Raw genomic sequence first — 12,781 nt, 5'->3', positions numbered from 1 at the left:
ACCGGACCCGGGCAGGGCGCAGGAGATCTCGCCCCGCCCCCCCCGTTCCGCCCCTCAGGCGTCCCGGTACGCCTCCAGCAGCCGGAGCCACACCTCGCTGATCGTCGGGTACGACGGGACCGCGTGCCACAGACGGGCGACCGGCACCTGGGCGGCGACCGCGACGGTGGCCGAGTGGATGAGTTCGCCCACGCCGGGCCCGACGAAGGTGACTCCGCGCAGTGTCTCGCTCCCGAGGTCGACGACCATGCGGGCGCGGCCCCTGTAGCCCTCGCCGTACAGGCCGGCGCCCGCGACCGAGGCCAGGTCGACGTCGACGGCACGGACGCGGTGCCCCGCTTCCTGCGCCTCGGCCAGGGAGAGGCCCACCGAGGCCGCCTCCGGATCGGTGAACACGACCTGGGGGACGGCGTCGTGGTCGGCTGTGGCGGCGTGCGCGCCCCACGCCTGGCCGGCCACCGGCTCCCCCGCAGCCCTGGCGGCGATGGCGGCGCCCGCGATACGGGCCTGGTACTTGCCCTGATGGGTGAGCAGGGCGCGCTTGTTTACGTCACCGACCGCGTAGAGCCAGTCCTGGCCGGTCACTTGGAGGCTGTCGTCCACGGTGAGCCAGGAGCCGGGTTCCAGACCGACGGTCTCCAGGCCGATGTCGTCGGTGCGCGGGGCACGGCCGGTGGCGAAGAGGATCTCGTCGGCCTCGATCCGCTCCCCCGTGTCGGTGACGACCACGACGACACCGTTCTTTCTGGTCACCGAGGTGGCGGAGGTGCCGGTACGGAGGTCCACACCGGCTTCGGTGAGCGCCTCGGCGACCAGTTCCCCGGCGAAGGGCTCCATGCGGGGCAGCAGGCCCTTGCCGCGTACCAGGAGTGTGACCCGGGAGCCGAGCCCCTGCCACGCCGTGGCCATCTCGGTGGCGACGACACCGCCACCGACCACGACCAGCCTGCCGGGCACGGCCTGGGCGCTGGTCGCCTCCCTGCTGGTCCAGGGCTCGGCCTCGTCGAGTCCGGGCATGCCGGGCAGCAGCGCGCGGCTGCCGGTGCAGACGGCGACGGCGTGCCGGGCGGTGAGGACGCGCCGTGTTCCGTCGGCGGCGGTGACGGCCACCGTGCGCGGGCCGGTGAGCCGCCCGACGCCGCGGTGGAGGTCGACGCCGACGGACTCCAGCCACTGGACCTGGCCGTCGTCCTTCCACTGGGAGGTGTACTCGTTGCGGCGGGCCAGGACCGCGCCCGCGTCGAGCGCCCCCTGCACCGCCCCGCTCAGGCCGGGAAGGCGGCGGGCGTCGGCCCGCGCGAGGACGGGGCGCAGCAGGGCCTTGCTGGGCATGCACGCCCAGTAGGAGCACTCGCCGCCCACGAGTTCGCTCTCCACGATCGCGGTGGTCAGCCCTGCCGCGCGCGTGCGGTCGGCGACGTTCTCCCCCACGGGCCCGGCACCGAGCACGACGACGTCGTAGTGGAGGGTCTCCGATTCCGGCGATTCCGGTTGCGTCTGTGTCATGACGCCAGTCTGGTGGGTGGTGTGCGTGGTGGCCACACGGGTAGGGGCGCGGAATACGTGACCCGACGGCCGTGGTTGTACCGACGGCCCGCCCCGACATCAGGAAGAGGGACATACGCGATGAGCAGCACCGTGGAGCTCACCAAGGAGAACTTCGACCAGTTGGTCACGGAGAACGAGTTCGTTCTGATCGACTTCTGGGCGTCCTGGTGCGGACCGTGCCGTCAGTTCGCGCCGGTGTACGACAAGGCGGCGGAGGAGAACCCGGACCTGGTGTTCGGCAAGGTGGACACGGAGGCGCAGCCGGAGCTGGCCGCGGCCTTCAACATCCAGTCGATCCCGACGCTGATGATCGTCCGCGACCAGGTGGCCGTGTTCGCGCAGCCGGGCGCGCTGCCCGAGGCCGCGCTGACGGACGTCATCGGGCAGGCCCGGAAGCTGGACATGGACGAGGTCCGCAAGTCCATCGCCGAGCAGCAGACCGCGCAGGGCGACGGCAGGGCGGAAGCCTAGGGCCGGGGCGGGTGACCGCCCCGGCCCCACGACTAGAACGGGTACTGGGCGACGTCCCCGCGCACAGTGGTCCAGCGCACGTCGGTGAACGCCTCGATGTTGGCGTCGCCGCCGAAGCGGGAACCGGTGCCGGATGCGGCGACGCCGCCGAACGGGGCGACGGCCTCGTCGTTCACGGTCTGGTCGTTGATGTGCACGATCCCCGTCGGAATGCGCTCCGCCAGGTCCAGGCCGCGGGCCGCGTCCCGGGTGACGATGCCCAGCGAGAGCCCGTAGGGGCTCGCGGCGGCCAGGGCGGCGGCCTCGTCGGTACCGCCGAAGGACCGTACGGGTGCGACGGGCCCGAAGACCTCCTCCGCGTAGGCGGGGGTGTCGTCGTGGGTGTCCGCGAGGACGGTGGGCCGGTAGAAGAGCCGGTCGTGGTTGCCGCCCGCGGCGAGTTTCGCGCCGCCGGCCGTGCTGGACTCGACGAGGGCGTGCACCTTTTCGAGCTGCCCCTGGTCGATGAGCGGGCCGAGGTGGACCTGGTCGCGGTGCGGGTCGCCGACGGCGAGCGAGTCCGCCTTGGCGGCCAGCCGTTCCACGTACTCGTCGTAGAGCGAGGCGTGCACCAGGTGGCGTCCGGTCGTCATGCAGATCTGGCCCTGGTGGAAGAACGACCCCCAGGCGGCCGTGGAGATCACCGCCTCGATGTCGGCGTCCTCGAGCACGACCAGCGCGGAGTTTCCGCCGAGTTCCAGGTGGGCCCGCTTGAGGTGACGGCCTGCGGCCTCGCCGACGTGCCGGCCCGCCCCGGTGGAGCCGGTGAACGAGATGACGGGGATCCGCGGGTCGGCGACGAGTGCCCGGCCTGTCTCGGCGCCGCCCGGCAGGACGTGCAGCAGCCCTTCGGGCAGCCCTGCCTCGGCGAACACCGCGGCGAGCGCGAGCCCGCCGCAGACGGCGGTGCGCGGGTCCGGCTTCAGGACGACCGCGTTGCCGAGCGCGAGGGCCGGTGCGACGGAGCGGATGGACAGGATCAGCGGCGCGTTGAACGGGGCGATGACGCCCACGACACCGACCGGCACCCGCCGCGTGTACGACAGCCGGGGCCCTTCGGTGGGCAGCACCTGGCCGGCCGGCCGGGAGGCCAGGGCCGCGGCCTCGTAGCACTCCTGGGCGGCGACATGCAGTTCGAAGTCCGCCTTGCCGGGAATGCTGCCGGACTCGCGGACCAGCCATTCCCGCAGCTCGTCGGCGTGCGCGGCGAACAGGTCACCGGCCTTGCGGAGCACCGCGGCACGGACGAAGTGCGGGGCCCCGGCCCACTCGGCCTGCGCGGCACGGCCCGCCTCGGCGGCGGCCCCGACATCGTCGCCGGTGGCGAGGGTGACCGTGGCCAGCTGTTCGCCGGTGGCGGGTTCGGTGACGGTGTGGCCGGGTCCCGAGAGGGGGCGGGACTGCCAGGTCCTGGGGTCGAGCAACGGCATATGACGGCTCTCCGATCGGTCGCCGGGGCCCCGCGCGAGCGCGAGCCCGGCTGTCCTTACGCGTACCAAATGGTTGAGCACACAACATCCTAGTCACGCCGCATCCGAGGCGCAGGACGGTCGGCGTCCGTCCCGGCACACGGCTTCCCGTCCGCCGGGGCGGTCCGGCCCCCCTCCCCATCATCCGACGAGGTGGTCGCGCTCCGCATGCCCACCGGCCCCGTTTCGGCCCGCTTCGGCCCGCGTCGTCCCTCGTCGGCCCGTGTCAGCCGGACTCGCGCTGGATCACCGACGCGCCCAGCACCTTGTGCGCCTCGGGGGCGGCGGCCGGATCACGCACCGCGCGGTCGACGAGTTCGGCGAGTTCGGTGCCGGACGGCACGTCGAGGTGGACGGTGGTCAGCCGGGGCCGCAGCAGCCGGCCCAGCATGAGGTTGTCGGCACCGACCACGGCCGTTTCCTCGGGGACGCGGACGCCGGCGTCCTGCAGAGCACGCATCAGCAGCATCGCGTACTCGTCGTTGTACGTGAACACCGCGTCGAGGCCGAGGGCGCGCCAGCGGGCGGCGAGCCGTGCGGCGGCGCCCTCGTCGTGGGCGAGGGGCAGTTCGGTGACCGTGGCGCCGGTGCCGCGCAGGGCCGCCCGCACTCCCGCGAGCCGGGGCGCGGAGAACGCCTCCAGGCCGGGCTCGCGCGGGACGATCACGCCGATGCGACGCCGGCCCCGGTCGAACAGGTGGGCTCCGGCGCTGTGGCCGACGACGTCGTGGTTCATGAGCAGGGCGTGCGCACCCTCGACGGTTTCCGGTCCGAGGGTGACCACGGCCCGCGCGCCGGAGCGTTTGAGGACGGCGACACCCCGGGGGCCGAGTCCCGAACCGGGGACCAGCACGGCCACGGGACGCAGCTCGGCCCAGGCACGGGCGGCCTCGTCGTCGTGCACACCGACGGTGCCGTACTGCACGACGGTGTAGTCGAGGCGGCCGAGCGCCACCTGGAGGTCGTTGATGAACTGGCTGTAGACCGGGCCGACCGGGAAGGCCGGGGCGGGCATCAGCACCATGCGGCTGTGCCCGGCGCGTAAGCTGCGGGCCGCCGCGTGCGGCACGTACCCGAGTTCCCTGGCGGCCTCGCGGACACGGCGGCGGGTGGGCTCGCTGATCCGGACGGCGTCGGCGTTGTTCAGGACGTAGGAGACCGTCGCGCGCGAGACGCCCGCCAGGCGGGCCACGTCGGCGCTCGTGGGCACCGCCCCCGGCAGGGGGTGTGCGGGCACGGAGCGTGCGGGCACGGGTTCCGCGGGCACGGCACCTGGGGGCACGGAGCACGTCGGTGCGGTGGATGCGGGCGGGTTCGGTATCTGCACCATGACGTGACGCATCCTTGCAGAAGCGTGAACGGGCCCTTCGCCCGGGGGAGTTGAGTGCGCGGCGCACCGCGTCCGCCGCAGTTCAGGACGGTTTCACCGGTCTGGCAGCCGTGCGGGTGAACCATGGGCGGGCCGGGGAACCGGGAGCGGCGGCAGTGAGTTGCGCCAGTGCGCCGGGAGCGACTTCGGGTCAGCGGGGAGACGTGACGGGCCCCGTCAGGCGGTCGACGACGTTCACCCACGCGGTTTCCAGCCGCGGCAGCGGCATCCCGCACTGCCGGGTCAGGTGGTGCACCAGGGCGGGATCGAGCTGGGCCATCAGGGTGTGGGCGAGAAGGTCGCAGTCCGCATCCGCGACCGCCGCACGCAGCAGCAGCGTCACGTGCCGGTGCAGCACACGACGGGGCGGGTTGGTGAAGCGGCGGTCGGCGCAGGGCTGGGCGGCGAGCTGAAGATCCAGCTCGTCGGCCGTGCGGCGCAGCATGGCGACGCCGAAGGCCCGCAGCCGCTCGGCGGGCGGCGCGCCGGGGCCCAGCGGCGGGGGGCCGCTGAGGAAGGCCGCCTGGAACTTCTTCTCGGAGTGGTCGAGCAGGGCCGTCAGCAGTCCGGTGCGGTCGCCGAAACGGCGGAAGACCGTCCCCTTGCCCACCTGCGCCGCCGCGGCCACCGCCTCCATGGTGAGACCGTCCGCGCCCCGCTCGGCGATCAGCAGGGCGGCGGCCTCCAGCAGCCGGGCACGGTTGCGCGCGGCGTCGGCCCGCAGGCAGGGCTCGTCGGGCTCGACACCGAGTTGCAGCAACTCCTGGGGCCCGACGGGCTCCTGAGGCATCGGAACGGAGGGCGGGAGGGGGGACATGAAGCCAGCGTAAGGCATTGGGAAGAAATTGGACCGCGGTCCGGTTAGAGTGCTAGAAACATAAGCGGACCTCGGTCCGGATGATTGCGGCAATGCTTCATCAGCGGCTTCGCCAAGCGTTTCACCAGGCGTTTCACCGGGTGACTCACTCTGCGGTCCCCCAGTGCGCGCCTTCACACCCCCAGGAGTTTCGTATGTCTGTTCGCATCCTCGCTCTCGTAGGCAGCCTTCGTTCCGGTTCGCACAACCGTCAGCTCGCGGAGGCCGCGGTCAAGTTCGCGCCCGAGGGATCCGAGGTCGTGGTCCACGAAGGACTGGCGGAGATCCCGTTCTACAACGAGGACATCGACGTCGAGGGCACCGTCCCGGCCGCCGCCGTCCAGCTGCGCGAGGCCGTGGCCGCCGCCGATGCCCTGCTGCTCTTCACACCCGAGTACAACGGCACGATCCCGGCCGTCCTGAAGAACGCGATCGACTGGCTGTCCCGCCCGTTCGGTACCTCCGCCCTCGGCCAAAAGCCGGCCGCCGTGGTCGGCACCGCCTTCGGCCAGTACGGCGGTGTCTGGGCACAGGACGAGGCCCGCAAGGCCCTCGGCATCGCGGGCGGCAAGGTGATCGAGGACATCAAGCTCTCCATTCCCGGCTCCATGACCCGTTTCGCCGAGATCCACCCCGTCGACGATTCTGAGGTCGCCGGCCAGCTCACCGAGGTCATCGTCCGCCTGAACAGCCACGCCAACACGCCGACCGCCGCCTGACGCGACCCGCACGGCCTGGCACGACCGCGCCCAGGGCACCCGGAGGGACCGAAGCCGTAGGACCACGGCTCCGGCCCCTTCCGGGCGTGCGGCCCGCCCGGCATCTCGGCTCAGACCCCCGCCGCCGCCCGTTCCTCGCGGTGGATCGGCGTCCGCGCGCCGGTCAGCGGCGCGCCCGTGCCGCCCCTGCGGGCCGCGACGATCTCCGCCGCGATGGACACGGCGGTCTCCTCCGGCGTGCGTGCCCCGAGGTCGAGGCCTATCGGCGACCTGAGCCGGGTCAGCTCCCGCTCGCTCACGCCCGCCTCGCGCAGCCGCCGCTCCCGGTCCACGTGGGTACGGCGCGACCCCATCGCCCCGACGAACGCCACCGGCAGCGCCAGCGCCTGTGTCAGCAGCGGTACGTCGAACTTGGCGTCGTGGGTGAGCACGCACAGCACCGTGCGCCCGTCGGTGACGGCGGTACGCAGGTATCGGTGCGGCCAGTCGACGATGATCTCGTCCGCCTCCGGGAACCGTGCCCGGGTGGCGAACACCGGCCGGGCGTCGCAGACGGTCACGCGGTAGCCGAGGAACTTGCCGGCCCGCACCAGCGCCGCCGCGAAGTCGACCGCACCGAAGACGATCATGCGGGGCGGCGGCTGCGCCGACTCCACGAACAGGGTCACCCCGCCGGGGCAGTGCGACCCGTCCACCGAGAGGCCTACGGTGCCGGTGCGTCCGCCGTCCAGCAGGACCCGCGCCTCGGCCGCCGCCGTACGCTCCAGTTCCAAAGGCCCGGCGAGGCCGCCCTCGTACGACCCGTCGGGGCGGACGAGCAGCGCGCCGCCGAGCAGTTCGGCCGGGCCGCGGACGACCTGGGCGAGCGCCGCGGGCTCTCCGCCGGCCACCGCGGACAGAGCCGACTCGAGCACCTCGCGGGCGGGGGCGTGCGCGCCGACCGGGGTGACCATGATGTCGATGATCCCTCCGCAGGTCAGACCGACCGCGAAGGCGTCCTCGTCGCTGTACCCGAACCGCTGGGCCCGCGTCCCACCGTCCGCGAGGGCCTCCGCGCACAGCTCGTACACCGCTCCCTCGACACAGCCGCCGGAGACCGAGCCGATCACCGTGCCCTCACCGTCGACCGCGAGCGCCGCGCCGGGCCCGCGCGGCGCGCTGCCACTTACGGAGACGACGGTGGCGACGGCGAACTCCCTCCCCTCAATGAGCCATTGACGCAGCTCATCGGCGATGTCAAACATGTGGCCCACCCGCGGTGAGGATCCGGTCCGGCCGGATGGGCAGGGTCCGGTGCCGCACTCCGGTCGCGTGCCAGACGGCGTTGGCGACGGCCGCCGCCACCCCCACGATGCCGACCTCTCCGATGCCCTTGATGCCGACCGGGTCGTCCGGGTCCGGGTCGTCCACCCAGTGCGCCTCGACGAGCGGTACGTCGGCGTGACTGGCGATGTGGTAGCCCGCGAGGTCGCCGCCGTAGTGGGAGCCCGAAGCCCGGTCACGGATCCCCTCCTCGTGCAGGGCCATCGAGATGCCCCAGATCATCCCGCCGACGAGCTGGCCGCGCGCGGTGAGCGGGTTGACGATCCGCCCGGCGGCGAACACCCCGAGCAAGCGGCGCACCCGCACCTCGCCGGTGCCGACGTCCACGGCGACCTCGGCGAACTGCGCCCCGAAGGAGTGCCGTTCCACCTGCGCCAGGGAACCGAGGGCCGCGGTGGTGTCGGAGCGTACGGTGATGCCCTCCGGCGGGACGCCCTCCGGGGGAACGCCGGCCCCCGGCGCGAGGCGTTCCCGCAGTTCGCCGGCGGCGACGGTGATCGCCCAGGCCCAGGAGCGGGTTCCCATGGAACCGCCGGCGATCATCGCGGGGCCGAAGTCGCTGTCACCGATCCGCATCCGGATCCGCGCGGGCGCCACCCGGAGCGCGTCGGCGGCGACCAGGGTGAGCGCGGTACGGGCCCCGGTGCCGATGTCGGCCGCCGCGATCCGCACGGTGAAGGTGCCGTCCGCCTCGGCCGTCACCGCGGCCGTGGAGGGGCCGGCGCCCGCGGGGAAGGAGGCCGCGGCCGTCCCGGTGCCGATCAGCAGGTTCCCCTCCCGACGCAGACCGGGTCGCGGGTCGCGGTCGGCCCAGCCGAAGCGGCGGGCGCCTTCCCGGAAGCAGGCGTCGAGGTTGCGGCCGCTGAACGGCAGCCCGGAGACCGGGCCCCGCTCGGGTTCGTTGCGCAGGCGCAACTCGATCGGGTCGATGCCGCATCGCTCGGCGAGTTCGTCGAGTGCCGCCTCCAGCGCGAAGGCGCCCGGGGCCTCGCCCGGCGCGCGCATCCAGGTCGGCGACGGCACGTTCAGCCGTACCGCCTCGTTCGCGGTGCGGTGGGCGGGGGCGTCGTACATCACCCGTGCCACGCCGGCGCCGGGTTCGACGAACTCCCAGACCGTCGACGTCTGGCTGAGCGAGCGGTGCTCCAGGGCGCGCAGCCGTCCGTCGGCGTCGGCGCCGAGCCTGATCCGCTGGGCGGTGGGGCTGCGGTAGCCGGTGAGCGAGAACATCTGCCGACGGGTCAGGACCACGCGGACCGGGCGCCGCAGTGCGGTGGCGGCCATCACGGCGGACACCTGGTGGGCGCGCAGGCCCTTGCTGCCGAAGCCGCCGCCGACGTGCTCGGAGCGCACCCGCACGGCGGACGGATCGAGGGAGAACATCCGGGCGATCTCGTCGGCGATCCAGGTGGTGCCCTGGTTGGAGTCGACGACCTCGAGCCGTCCGCCGTCCCACAGGGCGGTCGCCGCGTGCGGCTCCATCATGCTGTGGTGCTCTTCGGGGGTGGTGTACTCGACGTCCACGACATGGGCGGACGCGGCGAGTTCGGCTTCCAGGTCGCCCTTCTCCGTCACCCCGGGCATGTGGCCGTCCACCGGGTACGCCTCGGGGCGGTCCCCGTGGAACTCGATGTCGTGCGGCTCCTGTTCGTACGTCACGACGAGCGCCTCGGCGGCCTCGCGGGCCTGCTCGGAGGTCTCGGCGACGACGAGCGCGACGGGCCAGCCCGCGTGCGGGATCCGGTCGTTCTGGAAGACGGCGGCGGTCGGGTCCGGCGGGACGCCCAGCAGGCCGACGTAGTCGAGGTCGAGGCGCGGGGCGTTGCCGTGGTGCAGCACGGTGAGCACCCCCGGCATGGCGAGCACGGGAGGAGTCCCGACGGAACCGATCCGGCCGCGGGCGACGGTGGACAGCACCAGCCAGCCGTGGGCGAGACCGGCGAAGGGGATCTCGCCCGCGTAGCGGGCGGCTCCGGTCACCTTGTCGCGGCCCTCCACACGGGTGTGCGCGGTGCCCACGGCGCCCGTGACGGCGGCCCGGTCGGTTGTGGCGGCGGTCATCGGGCGGCCTCCTCGGCGAGTTCGGACAGGACGGCCACCACGAGGTTGCGCATGAGGGTCACCTTGTACGCGTTGCCGGGCAGTGTCCGGGCCTCGGCCAGTTCGGCGTCGGCGGCCGCGGCGAAGTAGTCGGCGGATGCCGGGGCCCCGTTCAGTACACGTTCGGCCGCGTACGCCCGCCACGGCCGGGACGCGACCGCGCCGAAGGCGAGCCGCGCCTCGCACACGACACCGTTGCTGATGTCGAGGGCGGCGGCGACGGAGCCGATCGCGAAGGCGTACGAGGCGCGTTCGCGCACCTTGCGGTAGCGGGAGTGGGAGGCCGACGGCACGGGCGGCAGCGTGACGTCGGTGATGAGCGCGCCCGGCGGCAGGGCGGTCTCCCGGTGCGGTGTGCCGCCGACGGGCAGATAGAAGTCGGCGAGAGGCAACTCGCCTGCTCCGTCGATGGTTTGATATGAAACGACGGCGTCGAACGCGGTCAGTGCCACCCCCATGTCGGAGGGATGGACGGCGATGCAGTGCTCGGAGGCACCCAGGACGGCGTGGTTGTGGTGCTCGCCCTCGACGGCGGGACAACCACTGCCGGGGAGACGCTTGTTGCAGGGCTTGGTCACGTCGGCGAAGTAACCGCAGCGGGTGCGCTGCAGCAGATTCCCGCCGACGGTGGCCATGTTGCGCAGTTGCCCGGAGGCTCCGGCGAGCACCGCCTGGGACAGCGCCGGGTAGCGCCGGCGGACCTCGGGATGGGCGGCGAGGTCGCTGTTGGTCACGGTGGCACCGATGCGCAGCCCGCCGTCACCGGTCGACTCGATTCGGTCCAGGGGGAGCCGGCGTACGTCGACGAGCCGCGCGGGGCGTTCGACACCGGTCTTCATCAGGTCGACGAGGTTGGTTCCACCGCCGAGGTAGCGGGCGCCGGGGTCGGCGTCGAGCAGGGCGACCGCGCCGGGGACGTCGTCGGCGCGCCGGTAGTCGAACTCCCTCATACGGCAGCCTCCTGGGTGGCTTCGGCGGCCTCGGCGGGCCCGGTGCTTTCGGCGGCGGCGCGGGCGACGGCCTCGACGATCGAGACGTAGGCGCCGCAGCGGCACAGGTTGCCGCTCATCCGTTCGCGGATCTCCTGCGGGGTCAGCGGCGGCGGTCCCGCTTCGGGCCGTACGTCGTCGGTGACGGCGCTGGGCCAGCCCGCGGCGTGCTCCTCGATGACGGCGACGGCGGAACAGATCTGGCCGGGTGTGCAGTAGCCGCACTGGAAGCCGTCCAGGTCGAGGAAGGCCTGCTGCACGGGGTGCAGCCGTTCCCCCTCCGCGAGGCCTTCCACGGTGGTGATCTCCCGGTCCTCCGCCGCCACGGCCAGTTGCAGGCAGGACACGGTCCGACGGCCGTCGACCAGGACCGTGCAGGCGCCGCACTGTCCCTGGTCACAGCCCTTCTTGGTGCCGGTCAGGTCGAGGCGCTCACGCAGGGCGTCGAGCAGGGTGGTGCGGGGGTCGACGGACAGCGTGCGCTTCTCGCCGTTGATGTTCAGGGTGACGCTGCTGGACGTGGAGGGGGGCATGGACAGCCTTCTTTCGCGGATCCGTGCAGGCCTGCGGGGCCCTCGGGAGGCGGACGGACGGGAATCGGTCAGAAGGTCGACAGGGGAGCTTGTAAACGGACCGGAAGCGCCGGCGCCGGCCGTCCGCGGGCACACCTGCCCGCTCTCCCGCACTGTCCGCGGTCACCGGTACGATGCACCGAAGCGGACGGTTGTCCGTTACCGAAAACTTAGTGGACAGCTGTCCGCTTAGCAAGGACGGGTTTCGGCCATACTCGGAAGGAGGACGGACGAATGGGTCAGGACACGGTGCGGAAGTCGGGTGGCGAGGACACTCCACGGGGCAGGCCCGCCCTCCCGCGCACGCAGGCGCCCCTGCGGTCGGACGCGCAGCGCAATCGCGAGCGCATTCTGGAGGTCGCCCTGGTCGAGCTGACCCGGTCGGCCGACACCCCGCTGAGCGTGATCGCCAAGAAGGCGGGCGTCGGCCAGGGCACGCTCTACCGGAACTTCCCCAGCCGGGAGGACCTCGTCCTGGAGATCTACCGCCACGAGATGCGCCAGGTCGCCGACAGCGCGACCCGGCTGCTGGAGACCCGGGAACCCGACCACGCCCTGCGCGAGTGGATGGACCGGCTCGCCCGGTTCGCGATGACCAAGGCCGGGCTGGCCGACGCCATCAGGCAGGCCACCAGCACGCCGGGCAGCCCGGCGAAGCCGGGACCCAGCCCCGTGATCGAGGCGGCCGACCTCCTGCTGCGCGCCTGCGAGGAGGCAGGAACCATCCGGCCCGGGGTGACCGTGGACGACATGATGCTCGCGATCGGCGGCCTCTGGCAGCTGGATCCCGCCACGGACTGGCAGTCGAGGGTCACCCGACTGCTGGACATTGTCATGGACGGGCTACGCACCGGGGCGCCCGGACCCCGGTGGTCGCGGCCGGCCGACCGGTGACGGCCTGCTCCGAGGACGGCGCGATGGCCCACCGGAAGACGACCGGTCCGGTCCACCCGGCGAACTCCAGGGGCGGTCCCACCGCCGACACCGGGAATTACGCCGCCCCGCCCAGCCGGGAGACCGACGGAGCCATCACCCGCACCGCCCATGCCGGCCACGCCGAGGACGACGACCGGGGACAGCCCGGCACCCTGGCCCGCGAGGTCATGGACGACGCCGCACGCGACCGGCTGGTGGACAACGTCGTCGGACACCCCCTCAACGGCGTGAGCGAACCCGCCCTCCAGCGGGCCTTCGCGTACTGGTCGAACATCGACGAGATCATCGGCGGCCGCGTTGCCCGGGGCGTGCGCGCGAAGGCGGACGAGAGGGGCCCCGAGGCCGCCGCACAGGCCAACCCGGCCCGCAACTCCACGCAGGACAAGGCAG

The 12,781-nt window shown here is 73.1% G+C and carries 11 protein-coding genes and 1 pseudogene; 4 read left to right on the top strand and 8 right to left on the bottom strand.

Features of this window, described 5'->3' with window-relative positions:
- Positions 1-54: 54 nt before the first annotated feature.
- A complete protein-coding gene (locus tag ACWZEH_RS32500; RefSeq protein ID WP_456194637.1) occupies positions 55-1,506 on the bottom strand; it encodes a dihydrolipoyl dehydrogenase family protein in 1,452 nt (483 codons plus the stop codon).
- 120 nt (positions 1,507-1,626) lie between these two features.
- On the opposite strand from ACWZEH_RS32500, the gene trxA reads away from it, so the two are divergent.
- On the top strand, positions 1,627-2,019 hold the full coding sequence (gene trxA / locus ACWZEH_RS32495; RefSeq protein WP_456194636.1) for a thioredoxin: 393 nt from the start codon (positions 1,627-1,629) through the stop codon (positions 2,017-2,019).
- A gap of 32 nt (positions 2,020-2,051) precedes the next feature.
- Here the strand turns inward: trxA and ACWZEH_RS32490 are convergent, their stop codons facing one another.
- The 3 genes from ACWZEH_RS32490 to ACWZEH_RS32480 form a co-directional block, all read right to left on the bottom strand.
- Positions 2,052-3,488 (bottom strand): aldehyde dehydrogenase family protein, encoded by a 1,437-nt coding sequence (locus tag ACWZEH_RS32490; protein ID WP_456194635.1) that lies wholly within the window; start codon positions 3,486-3,488, stop codon positions 2,052-2,054.
- Between the two features lie 265 nt (positions 3,489-3,753).
- Complete coding sequence (locus ACWZEH_RS32485) at positions 3,754-4,857, bottom strand: LacI family DNA-binding transcriptional regulator (RefSeq protein ID WP_456194634.1); 1,104 nt, start codon at positions 4,855-4,857, stop codon at positions 3,754-3,756.
- Between the two features lie 190 nt (positions 4,858-5,047).
- Positions 5,048-5,713 (bottom strand): TetR/AcrR family transcriptional regulator, encoded by a 666-nt coding sequence (locus tag ACWZEH_RS32480; RefSeq protein ID WP_456194633.1) that lies wholly within the window; start codon positions 5,711-5,713, stop codon positions 5,048-5,050.
- 194 nt (positions 5,714-5,907) lie between these two features.
- On the opposite strand from ACWZEH_RS32480, the gene ACWZEH_RS32475 reads away from it, so the two are divergent.
- A complete protein-coding gene (locus ACWZEH_RS32475) occupies positions 5,908-6,471 on the top strand; it encodes an NAD(P)H-dependent oxidoreductase (protein WP_456194632.1) in 564 nt (187 codons plus the stop codon).
- A gap of 110 nt (positions 6,472-6,581) precedes the next feature.
- Here the strand turns inward: ACWZEH_RS32475 and ACWZEH_RS32470 are convergent, their stop codons facing one another.
- Genes ACWZEH_RS32470 through ACWZEH_RS32455 form a run of 4 tightly spaced genes read right to left on the bottom strand, consistent with a single transcriptional unit; the run spans position 6,582 to position 11,416 of the window.
- Positions 6,582-7,715, bottom strand: a complete 1,134-nt coding sequence (locus tag ACWZEH_RS32470; protein WP_456194631.1) for an XdhC family protein — start codon at positions 7,713-7,715, stop codon at positions 6,582-6,584.
- Positions 7,708-9,855, bottom strand: a complete 2,148-nt coding sequence (locus tag ACWZEH_RS32465) for a xanthine dehydrogenase family protein molybdopterin-binding subunit (RefSeq protein WP_456194630.1) — start codon at positions 9,853-9,855, stop codon at positions 7,708-7,710. The genes ACWZEH_RS32470 and ACWZEH_RS32465 overlap by 8 nt, the downstream gene beginning before the upstream one ends.
- Positions 9,852-10,844, bottom strand: a complete 993-nt coding sequence (locus ACWZEH_RS32460; RefSeq protein ID WP_456194629.1) for an FAD binding domain-containing protein — start codon at positions 10,842-10,844, stop codon at positions 9,852-9,854. The genes ACWZEH_RS32465 and ACWZEH_RS32460 overlap by 4 nt, the downstream gene beginning before the upstream one ends.
- The gene (locus ACWZEH_RS32455; RefSeq protein WP_456194628.1) at positions 10,841-11,416 is read right to left on the bottom strand and encodes a (2Fe-2S)-binding protein; all 576 of its coding nucleotides are present in this window, start codon (positions 11,414-11,416) and stop codon (positions 10,841-10,843) included. Before ACWZEH_RS32455 ends, ACWZEH_RS32460 begins: the two co-directional genes overlap by 4 nt.
- Before the next feature lie 273 nt (positions 11,417-11,689).
- On the opposite strand from ACWZEH_RS32455, the gene ACWZEH_RS32450 reads away from it, so the two are divergent.
- Positions 11,690-12,349 carry a TetR/AcrR family transcriptional regulator gene (locus ACWZEH_RS32450; RefSeq protein ID WP_456194627.1) on the top strand — a complete coding sequence of 220 codons (660 nt, stop codon included), beginning with the start codon at positions 11,690-11,692 and terminating at the stop codon, positions 12,347-12,349.
- Positions 12,322-12,780, top strand: a pseudogene (locus ACWZEH_RS32445) (catalase-related domain-containing protein); the annotation flags it as partial. The gene ACWZEH_RS32450 and the pseudogene ACWZEH_RS32445, both read left to right, overlap by 28 nt.
- Position 12,781 lies beyond the last annotated feature (1 nt).

The sequence above is a fragment of the Streptomyces yamdrokensis genome, from assembly GCF_053890455.1.
The sequence above is the reverse complement of the archived record's forward strand: the minus strand, read 5'-3'. Positions and strand labels throughout refer to the sequence as shown.